Source organism: Streptomyces sp. NBC_00190, assembly GCF_036203305.1.
GTDB lineage: Bacteria > Actinomycetota > Actinomycetes > Streptomycetales > Streptomycetaceae > Streptomyces.
In genome coordinates this window covers 6,048,668-6,065,957 of record NZ_CP108131.1, presented here as the reverse complement: position 1 = coordinate 6,065,957, position 17,290 = coordinate 6,048,668, and the positions used below count along the sequence as shown (strand labels likewise).

16 protein-coding genes and 1 pseudogene are annotated in these 17,290 nt (G+C 73.0%); 3 read left to right on the top strand and 14 right to left on the bottom strand.

Annotated elements, in window-relative coordinates; translation table 11 throughout:
- Positions 1–122 precede the first annotated feature (122 nt).
- Genes OG429_RS28885 through OG429_RS28870 form a run of 4 tightly spaced genes read right to left on the bottom strand, consistent with a single transcriptional unit; the run spans position 123 to position 6,081 of the window.
- Entirely contained in the window at positions 123–2,696 is a 2,574-nt protein-coding gene (locus tag OG429_RS28885; RefSeq protein WP_328928160.1) for a polynucleotide kinase-phosphatase, read from the bottom strand.
- The gene (locus OG429_RS28880; protein WP_328928159.1) at positions 2,693–4,216 is read right to left on the bottom strand and encodes a 3' terminal RNA ribose 2'-O-methyltransferase Hen1; all 1,524 of its coding nucleotides are present in this window, start codon (positions 4,214–4,216) and stop codon (positions 2,693–2,695) included. The genes OG429_RS28885 and OG429_RS28880 overlap by 4 nt, the downstream gene beginning before the upstream one ends.
- A 38-nt stretch (positions 4,217–4,254) precedes the next feature.
- Positions 4,255–5,130 carry a homocysteine S-methyltransferase gene (mmuM, locus tag OG429_RS28875; RefSeq protein ID WP_328928158.1) on the bottom strand — a complete coding sequence of 292 codons (876 nt, stop codon included), beginning with the start codon at positions 5,128–5,130 and terminating at the stop codon, positions 4,255–4,257.
- 27 nt (positions 5,131–5,157) lie between these two features.
- Complete coding sequence (locus OG429_RS28870; protein WP_328928157.1) at positions 5,158–6,081, bottom strand: LLM class F420-dependent oxidoreductase; 924 nt, start codon at positions 6,079–6,081, stop codon at positions 5,158–5,160.
- Positions 6,082–6,296: 215 nt separating this feature from the next.
- Between OG429_RS28870 and OG429_RS28865 the strand changes: the two genes are divergently transcribed.
- Positions 6,297–6,545 carry a hypothetical protein gene (locus OG429_RS28865; protein ID WP_328930569.1) on the top strand — a complete coding sequence of 83 codons (249 nt, stop codon included), beginning with the start codon at positions 6,297–6,299 and terminating at the stop codon, positions 6,543–6,545.
- Positions 6,546–6,593: 48 nt separating this feature from the next.
- Here OG429_RS28865 and OG429_RS28860 read toward each other — a convergent pair whose 3' ends face one another.
- The 4 genes from OG429_RS28860 to OG429_RS28845 form a co-directional block, all read right to left on the bottom strand.
- On the bottom strand, positions 6,594–7,055 hold the full coding sequence (locus OG429_RS28860; RefSeq protein WP_328928156.1) for a DUF6099 family protein: 462 nt from the start codon (positions 7,053–7,055) through the stop codon (positions 6,594–6,596).
- Between the two features lie 125 nt (positions 7,056–7,180).
- Positions 7,181–7,582 carry a nucleotide pyrophosphohydrolase gene (locus OG429_RS28855; RefSeq protein ID WP_328928155.1) on the bottom strand — a complete coding sequence of 134 codons (402 nt, stop codon included), beginning with the start codon at positions 7,580–7,582 and terminating at the stop codon, positions 7,181–7,183.
- Complete coding sequence (locus OG429_RS28850) at positions 7,579–8,862, bottom strand: ATP-binding protein (protein ID WP_328928154.1); 1,284 nt, start codon at positions 8,860–8,862, stop codon at positions 7,579–7,581. Before OG429_RS28850 ends, OG429_RS28855 begins: the two co-directional genes overlap by 4 nt.
- Before the next feature lie 67 nt (positions 8,863–8,929).
- Positions 8,930–9,325, bottom strand: coding sequence for a cell division protein SepF (locus tag OG429_RS28845; RefSeq protein WP_030012729.1), 396 nt, complete (start codon positions 9,323–9,325; stop codon positions 8,930–8,932).
- A gap of 141 nt (positions 9,326–9,466) precedes the next feature.
- On the opposite strand from OG429_RS28845, the gene OG429_RS28840 reads away from it, so the two are divergent.
- Both OG429_RS28840 and OG429_RS28835 read left to right on the top strand, forming a co-directional pair.
- The gene (locus OG429_RS28840) at positions 9,467–10,219 is read left to right on the top strand and encodes a DUF2470 domain-containing protein (protein ID WP_405678074.1); all 753 of its coding nucleotides are present in this window, start codon (positions 9,467–9,469) and stop codon (positions 10,217–10,219) included.
- 65 nt (positions 10,220–10,284) lie between these two features.
- Positions 10,285–10,725: pseudogene (locus OG429_RS28835) on the top strand (zinc-binding dehydrogenase); the annotation flags it as partial.
- A 100-nt stretch (positions 10,726–10,825) separates the two neighbouring features.
- On the opposite strand, the gene OG429_RS28830 reads toward OG429_RS28835, so the two are convergent.
- The 6 genes from OG429_RS28830 to OG429_RS28805 all read right to left on the bottom strand — a co-directional run bounded on the left by OG429_RS28830 (position 10,826) and on the right by OG429_RS28805 (position 16,702).
- On the bottom strand, positions 10,826–12,166 hold the full coding sequence (locus OG429_RS28830; protein ID WP_328928153.1) for an LLM class flavin-dependent oxidoreductase: 1,341 nt from the start codon (positions 12,164–12,166) through the stop codon (positions 10,826–10,828).
- Positions 12,167–12,246: 80 nt separating this feature from the next.
- The gene (locus OG429_RS28825) at positions 12,247–13,284 is read right to left on the bottom strand and encodes an ABC transporter permease (protein WP_328928152.1); all 1,038 of its coding nucleotides are present in this window, start codon (positions 13,282–13,284) and stop codon (positions 12,247–12,249) included.
- Entirely contained in the window at positions 13,281–14,105 is an 825-nt protein-coding gene (locus tag OG429_RS28820; RefSeq protein ID WP_328928151.1) for an ABC transporter ATP-binding protein, read from the bottom strand. The genes OG429_RS28825 and OG429_RS28820 overlap by 4 nt, the downstream gene beginning before the upstream one ends.
- A gap of 6 nt (positions 14,106–14,111) precedes the next feature.
- Positions 14,112–15,146 (bottom strand): ABC transporter substrate-binding protein, encoded by a 1,035-nt coding sequence (locus OG429_RS28815; RefSeq protein WP_328928150.1) that lies wholly within the window; start codon positions 15,144–15,146, stop codon positions 14,112–14,114.
- 32 nt (positions 15,147–15,178) lie between these two features.
- A complete protein-coding gene (gene ssuE, locus OG429_RS28810; protein WP_328928149.1) occupies positions 15,179–15,736 on the bottom strand; it encodes an NADPH-dependent FMN reductase in 558 nt (185 codons plus the stop codon).
- 36 nt (positions 15,737–15,772) lie between these two features.
- The gene (locus OG429_RS28805) at positions 15,773–16,702 is read right to left on the bottom strand and encodes a TauD/TfdA dioxygenase family protein (RefSeq protein WP_328928148.1); all 930 of its coding nucleotides are present in this window, start codon (positions 16,700–16,702) and stop codon (positions 15,773–15,775) included.
- Between the last annotated feature and the right edge of the window lie 588 nt (positions 16,703–17,290).

The following is a 17,290-nucleotide window of genomic DNA, read 5'->3' as shown; positions in this document are numbered from 1 at the left end:
CCCTGGATGAACGATCCCGCGGGTGGGTTTCCCGGAGTTCTCCGGGAAAGTTCCCCCATACGACCTAATTCGAGGCCGTACGGGGGTCCTGGCTTTACGCCCCGGTCACGCCCGGGTGGATCTCACAGCCGGGGGTCGACCGGCTCCGACTCCAGGGCGAGCACCGCGAAGACGGCCTCGTGCACCCGCCACAGCGGCTCCCCCGCCGCCAGCCGGTCGAGCGCCTCCAGCCCGAGCGCGTACTCGCGCAGGGCGAGGGAGCGCTTGTGGCCGAGGAACCGCTCGCGCAGCCGCTCCAGGTGGTCGGGGCGCGTGTACTCCGGACCGTAGATGATCCGCAGGTACTCGCGCCCGCGCACCTTGATCCCGGGCTGGACCAGGCGGCCCTTCCCGTCGCGGGCGTACGCCTGGAGCGGCTTGACGACCATGCCCTCGCCGCCCGCGGCCGTCAGCTCCAGCCACCAGTCGGTGCCCGCCCGTACCGAGTCCTCGTCCGCGGTGTCCACCAGGATCCGGCCGGTGCGGCGCAGCAGCCCGGTGCCCGCCGCCTCGTCGGCGGCGACGAGCCGGTCCAGCCAGAACAGCTGCTCGTCGTGGGGCACCGCGGCCAGCGACCGCCCGGCCGCCGCCAGCAGCTGGAACGGCGCGAACCGTACGCCCTCCAGCCCGTCGGTGGTCCAGCAGTAGCGCCGGTAGGCGTCGGTGAACGCGGCCGCGTCGTCGGCCCGGCCGCGCTGGCGCGCCAGCAGCTCGCCGGTGTCGATGCCCCGGGCGGCGGCCGCCTCCAGGGCGGCGATCGCGCCCGGGAAGACGGCGCCCGAGGCCGCGCCCACGGCGGCGTACTGGTTGCGCAGCAGGCCGGCGGACTTCAGGGACCAGGGCAGCAGTTCCCCGTCGAGCAGCAGCCAGTCCGTACCGAGCTCCTCCCAGAGTCCGGCGTCGGTGACCGCCGAGCGGAGCCGGGTGAGGACCTCCTCGGTGACCTCGGGGTCCTTGAAGAAGGGCCGCCCGGTGCGGGTGTAGACGGACCCGGTCGGGCCCTCGACGCCGAAGCGCTCGCGCGCCGCATCGGCGTCCTTGCAGACCAGGACGGTGGCGCGGGAGCCCATGTGCTTCTCCTCGCACACCACCTGGGCGATGCCGTCCTTGCGGTACTGGGCGAAGGCCTCGGCCGGGTGCTCCAGGTAGCCCCCGTCAGCGGCTCCGTCGCGGGCCTCCTCGCGGGAGGTGGCGGTCGGCGCCATGGTCGGCGGCAGGTACGGCACCAGCCGCGGGTCGACCGCGAAGCGGCTCATGACCTCCAGGGCCGCGGCCGCGTTCTCCTCGCGCACGGTGACGTTGCCCAGGTGCCGGGTCTCGACGATCCGGCGCCCGTGCACGTCGGCCAGGTCCAGCGGGCGGCCGTCGTGCCCCCCGGGTGCCTCGGCGGCGAGCGGCTTGACCGGCTCGTACCAGACCTTCTCGGCCGGTACGTCGACCAGTTCGCGCTCGGGCCAGCGCAGGGCGGTCATCTTCCCGCCGAAGACGGCGCCGGTGTCGAGGCAGATGGTGTTGTTGATCCAGGTCGTGTCCGGGACCGGGGTGTGGCCGTAGACCACCACGGCCTTGCCGCGGTAGTCCTCGGCCCACGGGTAGCGCACGGGCAGGCCGAACTCGTCCGTCTCGCCGGTGGTCTCCCCGTACAGGGCGTGCGAGCGGACCCGGCCGGAGGTGCGGCCGTGGTACTTCTCGGGCAGGCCGGCGTGGCAGACCACGAGCTTGCCGCCGTCGAGGACGTAGTGGCTGACGAGGCCGCGGATGAAATCCCGCACCTCCTGGACGAACTCCTCCGGCTCGTGGGACAGCTGCTCGACGGTCTCTGCCAGTCCGTGGGTCTGCTGGACCTTGGAGCCCTTCAGATAACGGCCGAGCTTGTTCTCGTGGTTCCCGGGCACGCACAGGGCGTTGCCGGACTTGACCATGCCCATGACGCGCCGCAGCACGCCGGGGCTGTCCGGCCCGCGGTCGACGAGGTCGCCGACGAAGACGGCGGTGCGGCCCTCGGGGTGCGCCCCGTCCGCGTAGCCGAGCTCGGCGAGCAGGGTCTCCAGCTCGGAGGCGCAGCCGTGGATGTCGCCGATGATGTCGAAGGGGCCGGTGAGGTGGGTGAGGTCGTTGAACCGCTTCTCCAGGACGACCTCCGCCGTCTCGGCCTCCTCGACCGAGCGCAGCACGTGCACCTTGCGGAAGCCCTCGCGCTCCAGACCGCGCAGCGAGCGCCGCAGGTCCCGGCGGTGGCGCTGGATGACGGCGCGGGGCAGGCCGGCCCGGTCGGGGCGGGCGGCGTTGCGCTCGGCGCACACCTCCTCGGGCATGTCCAGGACGACGGCGATGGGCAGCACGTCGTGCTCGCGGGCGAGCTGGACCAGCTGACGGCGGGCGTCGGCCTGGACGCTGGTGGCGTCGACGACGGTGAGGCGTCCGGCGGCGAGGCGCTTGCCGGCGATGTAGTGCAGGACGTCGAAGGCGTCCCGGCTCGCGCTCTGGTCGTTCTCGTCGTCGCTGACCAGGCCCCGGCAGTAGTCGGAGGAGATGACCTCGGTGGGCTTGAAGTGCTTGCGGGCGAAGGTGGACTTGCCCGATCCGGTGGCTCCGATCAGGACGACGAGGGAGAGATCGGTGACGGGAAGTACGCGGTGGGTCTCGGTGCCGGTCATGCCGCCTCGCCCTCCTTCGGGGTGCGGTCGGTGCCGTCGGTACGGCCGGTGCTGGTGGTGTGATCGGTGTGGGTGGTGTGGTCGGCGGCGGTGAAGACGGCCATCTGGGTGGGCGGTCCGACCTCGGGGTCGTCGTCCCCGACGGGGACGAACTCGACCCCGTACCCGTGGCGCCGGGCGACCTCGCCGGCCCAGGCGCGGAACTCCGCGCGGGTCCACTCGAAGCGGTGGTCGCCGTGGCGGACGTGCCCGGCGGGCAGGGACTCCCAGCGGACGTTGTACTCGACGTTCGGGGTGGTGACGAGGACCGTGCGGGGGCGGGCCGAGCCGAACACCGCGTACTCCAGCGCGGGCAGCCGCTCCGGGTCCAGGTGCTCGATGACCTCGCTGAGCACGGCGGCGTCGTAGCCGGCGAGCCGCTTGTCGGTGTAGGCGAGGGAGCCCTGCAGCAGCCGGACGCGCGTGCTCTGCCGCTCCCCCATCCGCTCCAGCCGCAGCCGCTTGGCCGCCAGGTTCAGGGCCCGCACGGACACGTCCATGCCGACGATCTCGGTGTACGCCGGCTCCTTGAGCAGCGCCTGGACCAACTGCCCCTGTCCGCAGCCGAGGTCGAGGACGCGGGCGGCTCCGGCGGTGCGCAGCGCGGCGAGGATCGCGTCGCGCCGGTGCAAGGCGAGCGGCACGGGCCGCTCCTCCGTGTCGCGGTTCTCGTCCACGGCGTTGTCGAGCTCCTCGACCTCGCTGCCGTCGGCCTCGGCGAGGCGGACCAGCTCCAGCCGCTCCAGGGCGTCCTGGGTCAGCCGCTTGTGGCGGGCGAGGTAGCGCGAGCTGATCAGTCCGTTCTCGGGGTGGGCGGCGAGCCAGCCGTCTCCGGCGCGCAGCAGCTTGTCGACCTCGTCGGGAGCGACCCAGTAGTGCTTGGCGTCGTCGAGCACGGGCAGCAGGACGTACAGCTGGCGCAGGGCGTCGGCGAGCTTCAGCTCGCCCTCCAGCACGAGCCGCACGTAACGGGAGTCCCCCCACTCGGGGAACCGTTCGTCGAGCGGTACGGGTTCGGCCTGCACGAGGTCCCACCCGAGCGGGTCGAACAGCCGGTGCACCAGCTCCGGCCCGCCGCGCGCGGGCAGCACCGGGATCTCGACGCGTAGCGGCCGGGCCTGCTCGGCCAGTTCCGGCCGGGCGGTGCACCGGCCCCCCAGCGCACTGCGGAACACCCCGCTCAGCGCGACGGCGAGCAGCGAGGAGGCGGCGTACGGGCGGTCGTTGACGTACTGCGCGAGCGCGGCGTCGGGCGCTCCGCCCCGGCCCTTGCCCTGACCGCGCCGCACGAGCGCGACGGGATCCACCTCCAGCAGCAGGGCCGCCGTGCACAGCTGGGCCGTGGCCTCGGGGTAGAACACGTGGGCGGTGCCGTGGGAGGTGGAGAACGCCTGCGTCTTCCCGGGATGCTTGTGCAGAAGAAAGCCCAGGTCGGTGGCGGGTCGTTCGGGGGAGCCGGTGGTGGAGATCGTCAGGAACACACGACCGATTGTTGCTGCTCACCCGCCCTGGCTGCGCCCTATTTTCCGGCGGCCAGATCCGCGATCCGCTCGGGGCCGATGCGGCAGCAGCCGCCGATGAGGCGGGCGCCCGCGCGGTGCCAGGCGTCGGTGGGCCAGGGGACGGGGGTCCGGGGGGACTGCCAGGTGCGGGTACCGGCGTCCCAGACCGATCCGTCGTTGGGGTAGGCCAGGAGCGGCTTGCCGGTGGTGGCGGCCGCCGCTTCGAGGGCGGGCAGGACCTCGGCCGGGTCGCAGCAGTTGACGCCGACCGCGATGACCTGCGGCGCCGCGGCCGCGAGGGCGAAGGCCCCGGGGAGGGGGGCACCGGATCGGGTCCGGCCGCCGGCGACGGTGTAGCTCAGCCAGGCCGGGGCGCCCGTCTCCGCGAGGACGGTGAGCAGGGCCTCGGCCTCGGCCGGGTCGGGGAGGGTCTCCAGGGCCAGGACGTCGGGGCCCGCGGCGAGCAGGGCCTCGATGCGGGGGCGGTGGAAGTCGGCGAGCTCGCGCACGCTCAGGCCGTACCGGCCGCGGTACTCGGAGCCGTCCGCGAGGACCGCTCCGTACGGGCCGACGGAGGCGGCCACCCACACCTCGTGGTCGGCGGCCTCGGCGGCTCGGGCGGCGAGGTCCACGCTGCGGTGGAGCAGCTCGGCGGCCCCGGGGCGGCCGGAGCCGATCTGGTAGCTCGCGGTGATCAGCACCTCGGCGCCGGCCCGCGCGTACGCCGTGTGGGCGGCCTCGACCTGGTCGGGCCGCTCGGCGAGCACCCGGCCCGTCCACAGAACGCCGGACAGGTCGCAGCCCTGGGCGGCGAGCTGGTTGCTCAGCCCGCCGTCCAGGAGCACGGTCCTGTGGGCCAGGGCTTCGGCGAGCGGGCCGGACGCGCGGGGCATGTGGTACTCCCTCCTCGGGTCCTTGTATCAGCCGAGCTGGGGAAGCACCTGGGCGGAGATCAGCTCCAGGTGGTCCAGGTCGTCGAGGTCGAGGAGCTGGAGGTAGACGCGGGAGGAGCCGATGGCGCCGTAGGCCCCGATCTTCTCCACGACCTCGGCCGGGGAGCCCGCGAGGCCGTTGGCCTTGAGCTCGGCCACGTCGCGGCCGATGGCGGCGGCCCGGCGGGCCACTTCGGCGTCGTCCTTGCCGACGCAGACCACGAGCGCGTTGGAGTAGACGAGGCCGTCGGGCCCCCGCCCGGCCGCCTCCGCGGCCTCCCGGACCCGCCCGAACTGCCGCTCGCTGTCGGAGACCGATGCGAAGGGCATGTTGAACTCGTCCGCGTACCGCGCGGCGAGCCGCGGGGTACGCCGGGCACCGTGACCGCCGATGAGGACGGGCACCTTGGCCTGGGCGGGCTTGGGGAGCGCGGGCGACTTCTCCACCTGGTAGTGGGTGCCCGCGTAGTCGAAGGCGGCTCCCACCTCGGTGGCCCACAGACCGGTGACGATCTCCAGCTGCTCCTCCAGCCGGGACATCCGGTCCGCCGGGAAGGGGATCCCGTACGCCTTGTGCTCCTCCTCGAACCAGCCTGCGCCCAGGCCCAGTTCGACCCGGCCACCGGACATCTGGTCGACCTGGGCCACCTGGATGGCGAGCACACCGGGCAGCCGGAAGGTCCCGGCCGTCATCAGCGTGCCCAGGCGGATCCGCTTGGTCTCGCGGGCCAGGCCCGCGAGGGTGATCCACGCGTCGGTGGGTCCGGGCAGGCCGTCGGCCGAGCCCATCTTCAGATAGTGGTCGGAGCGGAAGAAGGCGTCGAAGCCGAGGTCCTCGGTGGCCTTGGCGACGGTCAGGAGGGTCTCGTAGCTCGCACCCTGCTGGGGCTCGGTGAAAATGCGGAGGTCCATGCCCTCCATCCTGCCCTCCGTCCCCGCCCGTACCGCCCCTCGCCGGGTAAATCGCGTCAACCGGACGTGTCCGCCCCTGCCCGGCCAGTGACCAGCCCTGAAGGAGATCGTTTGCTCGGACGGAGCCGGACCGCCCGGCCCGCGCGCCGGCGGCCCTTCGCCGGTGCGTCCACCGCCCCTTCCACTGCGGAAGGGCCAGGGCCGAGGAGGCCGCCATGTCCCACGAGGCCGTGCCGGAGACCCGCCGACAGACCGGACAGGCAGCACACGACGATGCGTGCCAGGACTCCGCCTCGGCCGCCCAAGGCGGCGCGCCGAAGGGACTGCTGCAGCAGATGGAAGAGCTGATGGCGGCACTGAACGCCGACCTCTCGCAGCTCGACGCCGACCTCCAGTCCTCCACGGACCGCACCCCCGGCAGCGGTGCCCCCGGGAGCGGGCGCCCCTCCGACCGGTCGTCCTGACCGTGGGGTCCCGTCGCGCGCGACGGGACCCCACTCGTGCCGCCGCGCTCAGGCAACTCCCGAGGCGGACCCCCGCTCACGGACCGCCATGCGGCGCAGGATCGCCCGTACCCGGTCGCTCGACTCGTCAGCCGCGTCGATCGACTCTATGCACTGCCAGTACAGGGTCTCGTCATCCGTCCCGCAGGCGACCCCGACCAGGGCTATGCCCACTTCACCCAGCAGCGCCTGGAGTCCGAGCAGCGCTTGGCGGACATCCGACACCTGCGTCAACTGCGCGGCCCGCGGCGGATAGTCGGGCGCGCTGCCCTCTCCGCCGCAGCCTCTGCTGCCCGCTTCCCCCAGTCCCCGTGCCTCCGCTCTCATCTCCGGCGGTCCGGTAACCGCCAGATAGCCTCCTACACCCTGCGCGAGCGCCTGGGCCTGCCAGGCCTCGCCCACGATGTCCCACGCAGCCCCACTCTGTGCCAGCGCGTGCCGGCCGGCCGCGATGAGCCGTACCGCATCCATATGCCGTCCCCCGTCCGCACGACATCCCACCGTTCCTCACCACTACCCAGAGTGAGGGCAATGGGCCAGTAAAGCCAGGGGTATTCGGAAAATAGTGGACACAAATGTGATTGTGATGGAGTCCATCACTCCGAAGAGTGACGATCTGCCGTCGGACCGCCCGGTACCGGGAAGCGGAGCTCGTTCCTCTCGATCTTCGCGGCGAGCGCATCCAGCACATCCACCCCGAGGACCTCACAGAATTGCAGCAGATACGCCAGCACGTCGGCCACCTCGTCGGCCACGCGGTGAGCCGTTTCCGGCTTCTCCATGACCTTCGCCGACTGTTCCGGCGTCAGCCACTGGAAGATCTCGACCAGTTCCGAGGCCTCCACGCTCAGCGCCACCGCCAGGTTCTTGGGCGTGTGGTACGGCTCCCAGCCGCGCGCCGCCGCGAAGTCGACGAGCCTGCGCCGGAGTCCGTCCAGCCTGTCGCCGGACGTCTCGGGGCTCTCGCCCGCGCCGTCCGTGTCATGCGTGTCGCTCATGGGGTCAGGTCTACCACCGTGACCCCGGGGAGGCGGCGGGCGGCCGCCGCGGTCTCCTCCCCCACCGCCGCCGCCAGCCGGATGTGGCCGCGTCCGCAGGCCAGCAGGGCCAGCCGGAGCAGTTCGGCGCTCTGGGCCCGGTCCAGGCCCCGGTCGAACCCGTCGGCCAGCACCGTCAGTGCCTGCCGCGCGGACAGCAGCTCGGCGGCCGGGTCCATGGCGAGCACCCCGGGCCCGGTCAGCAGGACCAGCGCCAGCGCGAGGAAACGCAGTTCGCCCGCGCCCAGGCGGGCCAGTTCGGTGGCGGGCCGGGCGGGGCCGCGGTCGAGCACCGCCGTGACGGGGCCGCCCGCGGGCGCCCGTACGTCCAGCCCGGCGACCGGTCCCGCGCAGCCGGTGCGGGCCGCTTCGGCGAGCAGCGCGTGCCGGGTGCCGCATTCGTGGCGGGTGCGGCGCAGCACGTCGGCCAGGTTGGCGCAGTCGCCCAGCAGCCTGCCCTCCCCCGGCGGGACGGGGGCGCGCATCCGCTCGGGGCGGGGGTCGCAGGGGAACACCGAGCGCAGTGCCACCACGACCTGCTCGGCGGCGGCCAGCACCTGGCGCTGGCCGGCCGTGGCGCCGGCCACGCGGAGCGGGAGCAGGGCGGTACCGAGCCGGTCGTCGGGCAGCGGGGCCCGGGTGACACCGATGGCGCCGCCGGTCAGCCACGCGGCCTGTACGGTGCGCCGACCGGGGTCGCGCAGGGCGGTGGCGAGCAGGATCCGCCCGTCCTGCGAGAGCCGTTCGCCGACGATGCGCACGGTGGGCTCCGCCTGGACGGCGAGGTCGAGCCGGACCGGACCGGCGGGCCCGTCGACCGTGCAGCCGACACGGAAGCCGCGCCGCCGCTCGGCGTCGGGGACGGCCAGGTCGGGGATCCGGGCACCGGGGTCGGGGAAGGCCTCCTCCAGGGTGGCCCCGGAACCCAGCGCGGCGAGGGCCTCGTAGGCGGCCAGCGCCTGGGACTTGCCGCTGCCGCTCGGTCCGGCGAAGACGGTGACGGGCCCGAGCCGGAAGGCCGCACCGCGGTGCGGCCCGAAGGCGGAGAGCCGCAACTCGGTGACCACGGGCCGCGGCTGGGCGCGGCCCGCCTGTGCGGGAACGGCGGGAGTGGCGGGAGAGGCGGGAACTCCGGCGACGGCGGGCTCGTCGGGAACGGCGGGCTCGTCGGGAACGGCGGCGTCGGCTAACGCGACCGCGGCGGGGGCGAGGCCCGCCGGCGCGTCCAGGGGGGCGTCCATGCGCGGGACGGTACGGGCCGCCGGACCCCCCGTGGACCCGGCGAACCGTTCCGTCGCGGCGACCTTCCTACGATCGGGGGACGGCGGCGGCCGCGATCCCCTCGACCTCGGTCCCGACGGGCGCCAGCAGGAAGACGTTCCGGTCGACCCGGTGCATTCCGCTGCCGAGCCCGAAGACGACACCACTGCTGAAGTCCAGGATCCGCTTGGCCACTTCGCTGTCCGCGCCGGTGAGGTCGAGCAGCACCGGGATCTGCGCGATCAGATACTCCGCCACCTCCCGCGCGTCCGCGAAGATCTGAACCCGGATCACCACGAAGCGCCGCTGCTCCGCCGCCGACGCGCCGGGCGCCGTGGGGATGGTGCGGTGGTCCACCCGGGAGGGCCATTCGTTGCGACTGCGCAGGGGGACCACCTGCGCGAGCCCCTCCCACTGTTCATCGGTGACGTCGTACCTGCTCACCGGGCCGCCTCGGCCGCGCGCTTCATGTGCATCCCCCTATCCTCTCGCGTTTCACCCGTTCAGCCCAACACCGACACGAACCAGACCGGCTGCTCCCCGCGAGCCGAATAGGTTAGGTTAGGCATACCTAACTCAGTCGCGATGATGGAGAAGATCCAGATGCGCATCTCCGGTGTCCCCGCCCACCCCGCCGCCCGTCCCACCGATGCCGCGCGGGTCCGGTCGATCCTGGCCGCCGCCCACTCCATGACCGTGGTCACCGACGGACTGCGCACCGAGGTCCGCCACCTCGACGGCACGGACCCGATGGGCCGGCTGCACCTGCACCCCGCCGAGCCGGGCGGCGACGCCGAGCTCCGGCCCGCGATCCGGCTGGAGTTCACCGACGTCACCCCCACGCCCGCGCGCGACCGGGTGCGGGCCCGGGTGACCGTCCTGGGCCGCCTGCTCACCCCTTACTCGGACTACCCGAACAGCCCGCGCGGATCGGACGAGAACACCGGCTCCACCTGCGTGGAGTTCGGCCAGGCCGTCCTGGAGACCGCGGACGGCTTCTCGTACGTCGGACTCCACGAGCTGGACGAGGCCCGCCCCGACCCGCTGGCCCCGTACGAGGCGGGCATGCTCACGCACCTGCTCGACGACCACGCCGACCTCGTCACCCTGCTGCTGCGCCTGGTCGATCCGCTGCCCACCGCCGCCCTGCTCCGCGCGCTGCCGGTCGCGATGGACCGGTACGGGATCACCCTGCGGCTGGAGGAGCGGCGCGGCCACCGCGACGTACGGCTGCCCTTCCCCTCGCCGCTGGACGACGTGGATCAGTCGGGCGCCCAGATCCAGGCCCTCTTCAGCGCTGCCAGGCGGCGTTCGCACCGCAACACCCTGCCCGCCTGAGTCCGGCCCGGCCGGGCCCGGGAATAGCGGGCCACTACACCCGGTTGGCGGCGATCATGAAGGCCATCGCCTCCGCGGCGGGCGGCACCGGCTCCTTCGGCGTGCAGATCGCCGTCGCCCTCGGCCTGCGGGTCATCGGCACGGCGGGCGCGCACAACCACGACTACCTGCGCTCGCTCGGCGCCGAGCCCGTGCTGTACGGGGACGGCATGGCCGACCGCATCCGCGAGCTGGCGCCCGAAGGCGTCGACGCGGCCCTCGACTTCTACGGGGACGACGTCATCGAAATCCTCCAGTCGCTCGTCAGGCAGCGCGACCGGGTGGTCTCCATCGCCGACTACGAGGCCGCGGCCAAGGGCGCCCACCAGCTGTGGGTACGGCCGGACACCGCCGACCTGACCTTCCTGGCGGAGCTGGCCGACAGCGGGCGCCTCACCGTCAACGTGGAGCACGCGGAACTGAGCGCCGCCGGCCGCACCCTCGGCAAGATCGTCCTGACGGTATGACGGCCTGACGGCCTGCCCCTCCGACGCGCGGAAGCTCTGACCGCACGAGAAGGGGGCGGCCCCTCGCGGACCGCCCCCTCCCCCGCTCCCGCCCCCGCGCTCACGCGGTGACGGGCTGCGTACCGGTGTAGCGGTTGGCCGGGCGCGGCAGGCCGTAGTTCTCGCGGAGGGTGCGGCCGGTGTACTCGGTGCGGAAGAGCCCGCGCCGCTGGAGGATCGGCACCACGTGGTCGACGAAGTCGGTCAGGCCGGTGGGCAGGACGGGCGCCATGATGTTGAAGCCGTCGGCGGCTCCGTGCGTGAACCACTCCTCCAGCTGGTCGGCGATCTGCTCGGGGGTGCCGGCGAAGACCCGGTGGCCACGGCCGGCGCCGAGGCGGGCGATCAGCTCGCGCAGGGTGAGGCCGTCGCGGCGCGCGAGTTCGGCGACGAGGGTGAATCGGCTCTTGTTTCCGTTGATGTCCCGCTCCTCCGGGAGCTCGGGCAGCGTGCCGTCGAGGGGGTGGCCGGTGAGGTCGACGCCGAGCATCTGGGAGAGCTGGGCGAGGCCGTACTCCGGCACCTGGAGGTCGGTGAGCTGCTGCTCCAGGGCTTTGGCCTCGGCCTCGGTGGAGCCGATGACGGGCGCGATGCCGGGCAGGACGAGCAGGTCGCTCTCGGTGCGGCCGTACTTCGCCAGGCGGGACTTGAGGTCCTTGTAGAAGGTCTGGCCGTCGGCGAGGGTCTGCTGGGCGGTGAAGACTGCCTCGGCGTACTGGGCGGCGAACTCCTTGCCGTCCTCGGAGGAGCCCGCCTGCACCAGGAGCGGGTGGCCCTGCGGGGAGCGGGGCACGTTGAGCGGGCCGGCCACGCCGAAGTACTCGCCGCGGTGAGCGGCCGGGTGGAGCTTGCCGGTGTCGGCGTAGATGCCGCGCTCCTTGTCGAGGACGATCGCGTCGTCCTCCCAGCTGTCCCAGAGCTTGGTGGCGACGTCGAGGAACTCGCGGGCCCGGTCGTAGCGGAGGCTGTGCTCCAGGTGCTCGTCGCGGTTGAAGTTGCGGGCCTCGTCGACGCTTCCGGAGGTGACGATGTTCCAGCCGGCGCGGCCGCCGCTGATGTGGTCGAGGGAGGCGAACTTCCGGGCCGTGTGGAAGGGTTCGTTGAAGGTGGTGGAGACGGTGGCGATCAGCCCGATGTGCTCGGTGACGGCGGCGATCGCGGAGAGCAGGGTGAGCGGCTCGAACCCGCCGACGGCGTTGTAGCGGGCCTTGCCCCAGAGGGCGACCCCGTCGGCGAAGAAGATCGAGTCGAGCCGTCCGCGCTCGGCGGTGCGGGCCAGTTCCTGGAAGTACCGCAGGTCGGTGACGCGTTCGGGGGTGCTGTCCGGATGGCGCCAGGCGGCGTCGTGGTGTCCGGCGTTCATGAGGAAGGCGTTGAGGTGCAGGGTCCGGGTCGCGGTCATGGCTGTTCCTTGTGTTCGGTGTCGGGGGGCGGCGTCGGGGCCTGAGCCGGGGCGGGGGCCGGGGGCCTGAGCCGGAGCGGTCAGGCGGGGACGCGCCAGACGCTGAGGCGGCGTTCGACCGCGACCAGCAGCTGGTTGAAGGCCACGCCGATGGCGGAGATGGTGACGATGCCCGCGTACATCTGCGGGATCGCGAAGTTGAACTGCGAGGCGTTGATCAGGTAGCCGAGGCCCGCCTTCGCGCCGATCATCTCGGCGGCCACGAGGACGAGGATGGAGACGGCTCCGGCGAGGCGGATCCCGGTGAAGACGGCCGGGACCGAGGCCGGCAGGATCACCTTCTGGAAGAGCCTGGGCGTGGACAGGTCCATCGAGCGGGCCAGTCTGACGAGGGTGGGGTCGGCGTTCCCGACCGCGCTGATGGTGTTCAGCAGGATCGGCCACACGCAGGCGTAGACGACGATCGAGACCTTCGACGTCTCCCCGATGCCGAGCAGGAGTACGAAGACCGGCAGCAGGGCGAGCGCGGCGGTGTTGCGGAACACCTCCAGCAGCGGGCCGAGCAGCGTGGCGACCGGCCGGTACCAGCCGATGAGCAGGCCGAGCGGGACGGCGACGGCGACGGCGATCCCGAAGCCGCCGAAGGAACGGACGAGGCTGGCCGAGACGTGCGTGCCGAGCTGGCCGTTGCCCAGGAGTTCCCACCAGGCCACGGCGACCTGGCTGACCGGTGGCAGGAAGGTGGCGTCGACCAGGCCGAACCGGGGTGCCGTCTCCCAGACGGCGAGCAGGGCCAGGACGGCCGCGGACCGCAGGGCGAGGGCGCGCAGCCACCGCGCCAGTGCCCTGGAGGTCTGCCGGACGGGGGCCGAAGCTTTGGCCGGCGCTCCCGCCGGGGCCGGGGCTTTCGCCGTGGCTCGGCCGGCGCTCCGCCCGGCGCCGGGGAGCGCGGGTGACGCGGGATCCCGTACCGCATCGGCGGTGGCCGGGGGCCGGGTGGTCTGGGGCACCGGACGGGCGTCCGGCCCGGTGGCGGGAGCCTCCGGCGCAGCCGGGCCGCGGGCGTCCTCCTCCTGCCCGGCCAGGGCGGTGGCGGCGGGGCTGGCGTTCGTGGTCATACGGTGGCCTCCTCCTTCTCCAGTTGCTGAGCACGGGCCACCTCGTCGTGGAGCAGGGTCCAGATCTCGTGGCGGTAGCGGGCGAACTCCGGGCTGGAGCGCAGGTCCTCGCCCTGCAGGCCGGGCCCGCGCTCGCCGAAGGTGACGGGGACGACCTCCTTGACCCGTCCCGGGCGGGAGGTCATGACGGCCACCTTCTGGCCGAGGTAGACGGCCTCCTCGATGCCGTGGGTGATGAAGACGACGGTCTTGCCGGTGCGCTGCCAGATGCGGCGCAGCTCGTCCTGGAGGGACTCGCGGGTCTGCGCGTCGAGCGCGGCGAACGGCTCGTCCATCAGCAGCACGTCCGGGTCGTAGGCCAGCGAGCGGGCGATCGCCACGCGCTGGCGCATGCCGCCGGACAGCTCGTGCGGGTGCCGGTCCTCGAAGCCGGCGAGTCCGACGAGGTCCAGGAACTCCCGGGCGCGGTCCGCTCGTTGACGCCTCGGTACGCCGGTGGCCTCCAGGCCGAATGCGACGTTGCCCAGTGCCGTGCGCCACGGGAGCAGCGCGTACTGCTGGAAGACGATGCCCCGGTCCAGGCCGGGACCGGTGACGGGCTCGCCGTCGAGCAGGATCCGCCCGGCCGTCGGCCGGGACAGGCCGCCGAGCAGGTCCAGGAGGGTCGATTTGCCGCAGCCGCTGGGGCCCACGACGACCACGAACTCCCCCGCCCCTATCTCCAGGTCGATGCCGTCGAGGGCGGTGAACCCCTCCTTGCCCCGGCCCTTGTTCCTGGCCGGGAAGGTCTTGCCCACTCCCTCGAAAACGATCTTCGCCATGTCCGGTCAGCCCTTTCCGTAGCCGTTGAACTCGTTGGTGTAGAGGTCGGACGGCTTGAACTGGCCCTTCTTGATGTCGCCGCGCTCGCCGAGCCAGTCGATCCAGAGCTGGAAGGACTGGTCGGGTATCCGGCCGCCCGTCTCGGCGATCCCGAACGAGCGCCAGTACTGCAGTGCGGCGGTGTCCTCGTTGCGCCCGCGCTTCTTGACGATCTCCGTCATGCGCGCGACGGCCTCCTCGCGCGGGGTGGTGCGGGACCATTCGATGGCCTTGGCCACGCCGGTCGTGAAGGTCCGTACGGTGTCCGGGTTCTGCTTGATGAAGCGCTCGGTCATGATGTAGGTGCCGGCGCTGAAGGGTCCGAGCAGCTCGACATCGGTGAACAGCGGGCGGATGCCGCCGTTCGCGAGGGCCTTGTCGCGGAGGATCCCGGTGAGCACTCCGACCTCGATCTGCTTCTGGCGCAGCGACTGTTCGGTGTTGACGGGCGGCACCACCAGGGCCTCGACCTTGGCCGCGTCCGCCTTGGACAGGCCGTTGCGGCTCAGGTAGAGGTCGAGCAGGGCCTGGTAGTGGGCGCCCAGGGTGTTCATCCCGACCTTTTTGCCGATCAGGTCGCGGGCGGAGCGGATCGGGCTGTCCTCCAGGACGAAGTAGCCGCCGTAGGAGTACTGGTCGGAGCCGTAGGAGGAGATGACGGCCTTGATCGGGGCGTTGCCGGCGGCGAGCTTGATGACCGCGCCGTTGAAGGCGCTGCCGAAGTGGGTCTGGCCGGTGGCGGCGGACTGGATGTCCTGCGGGCCGCTGATGGTGTTGCCGACCCATTCGAGTGTGACGTCCTCGAAATAGCCGAGGTCCGCGGCGAGTTCGGGGAGAGTGACCGCGCCGACGGCGCCCTGGTACTTCAGGGTCTTGATCTGCGAGCCGGAGCCGGAGCCGCCGGCGGTGGCCGTGCCGCAGCTCACCGCGGCCGCCGAGATGCCGAGCAGGGTCAGGAACTGGCGCCGGGAGGTGGAGGTCGAGGTGAAGGCTGCGGGCATGGCGGATCCTTGTCGGTGCGGGGGCCGGGTCGTTACGGGGTGGCGGTGAGCGCGCTGGGGTGCGCGGCGCGCAGGGCGTCGGCGAACTCGTCGACGGCCTGGAAGAGGTCCAGCTCCGCCTCGGGACGCAGCCGGTCGGGGCCGTGGCCCCGCTCGACGGAGGAGTCGAGGACGAACCGGCCGGCGGTGACGTGCCGGGCGCCGAGGGCGGCGAGCACGGGGCGCAGGGCGTAGTCGATGGTCAGGACGTGGGCGAGGCTGCCGCCGGTGGCCAGCGGCAGAAGCGTCTTCCCGGCCAGGCCGTCCTGCGGCAGCAGGTCGAGGAAGGCCTTGAGTAGACCGGTGTACGAGGCCTTGTAGACCGGGGTCGCGATGACGATGCCGTCCGCCTCGGCGACGGCTTCGAGTGCCCGGCGGATCTCCGGCTCGCCGCGCCGGGCGGAGAGCAGGTCGGCGGCGGGGAGGTCGCGGACGGCGAGGTGCGCGGTCTCGAACCCGGAGTGGGAGAGGCGGCGCAGCACGTGCTCGGCGACGACCTCGGTACGGGAGTGGAGGGACGGGCTGCCGGTGAGGGCGAGCAGCTGGGGCACGGGGGCTCCTTGGGTGTCGTACGGGGAGCGGGACGGTCAGGTGGCCGAAGCGCCGGAGGCGATGCCGAAGGCGGGGTCCGGGACGGCCTCGGGGCTGATCAGCCGGGAGGGCTCGCCGTCGGGTCCGACCGGGACGTCCCCGTCGACGGTGACGCGGCGCAGGGTGCGCTCGTGGTCGTCGGAGTCGTCCACGCCGTAGTGCTGGGTGGCGCGGTTGTCCCAGATGGCGACGTCCCCGGCCCGCCACTGCCAGCGGACGGTGTTCTCGGGGCTCTCGATGTGGGCCTGGAAGAGGTCCTGGAGGATGCGGGAGTCGCGGCCGGTGAGGCCGTTGATGCGCTGGACGAAGTTGCCGAGCAGCAGGGTGCGTTCGCCGGTCTCGGGGTGGACCCGGACCACCGGGTGCTCGGTGAGGAACTTGGTGGAGGTGAACACCTCGCGGTACTGGGCCAGCGCCTCGGGCAGGGCGTCCGGCTTGAGGGCGGCGTAGTCGTACTCGTTGGAGTGGACGGCGCGCAGGCTGTCGGCGAGCGCCCGGAGCGGCTCGGGAAGGTTGCTGTAGGCGGTGGCGGTGTTGGCCCACAGGGTGTTGCCGCCGTACGGGGGGATGGTGACGGCCCGGAGGATGGAGAAGGCCGGGTAGGCGGGGACGAAGGTGACGTCGGTGTGCCACTGGTTGGCGCGGGCGCCGTGGTGGGAGTCGATGCCGAGGGCGTAACGGCCGTCGGCCGAGGGGACGGTGGGGTGCGCGACGGGCGCGCCGAGCAGCTGGGCGAAGGCCTCGTGGCCGGCTTCGTCGAGGTGGCCTTGGCCGCGGAAGAAGACGGCCTTGTGGGCGAGGAGCGCGGCGCGGATCTCGGCGACGGTGGCGGCGGGCAGGTCGCCGCCGAGCCGTACGCCGCCGATCTCGGCGCCGATGCGGCCGCCGATCTTCGTGACGGTGACGGAGGTGATTGCAGTGGCCATGGGAACTCCCTGGTTTATTTCCGCAGCGGAAGAAATAGGGGTACGGGGCAGCCCGGCGGGCAGGAGGTGGCGCGGGAACGCAGGCGCGACACGACGTGCCGGGGCGGGGCGGGGCGGGCGAGCGGGCTGCCACGGACGCATCGGGCGGCGGGGCCGCCAGGCGTGACGCCGGGCCCTTCGGAGCAGCCGGGCTCAGGCGCGGCGCGGGGCCGGACAGCGGCCCGGACACTCACCCGGCGCGGTACACGGGCCGGTGGTGTGGAGCCGCGGGACGAGGAGTTCGTTCGCGGACATGGCTCGGAGCGTGTCAGCGCCCCCGCCACCGGTCAACCCCCGGGACGGGCCACCCCCAGACCCCTCGCACTGCCCCCGTACACCCGCTGCGACCTGGCCTTTCCCCACACCGAGAGGGGTACGCCACCCCGCTCCCGGCGGCCGAAAACCGTGGCCGGATTTCACGGCCCCGCAACGCGGCCGCCACGCGCTCGCCCAGATCCTCAATCGCCAGTGGGACTGGCCGAACCCCACGATGCCAACGGGGTCGACCCGACGGGTTGGTCGGGGGCGGGGACGGGGTGGGGTGTGGGC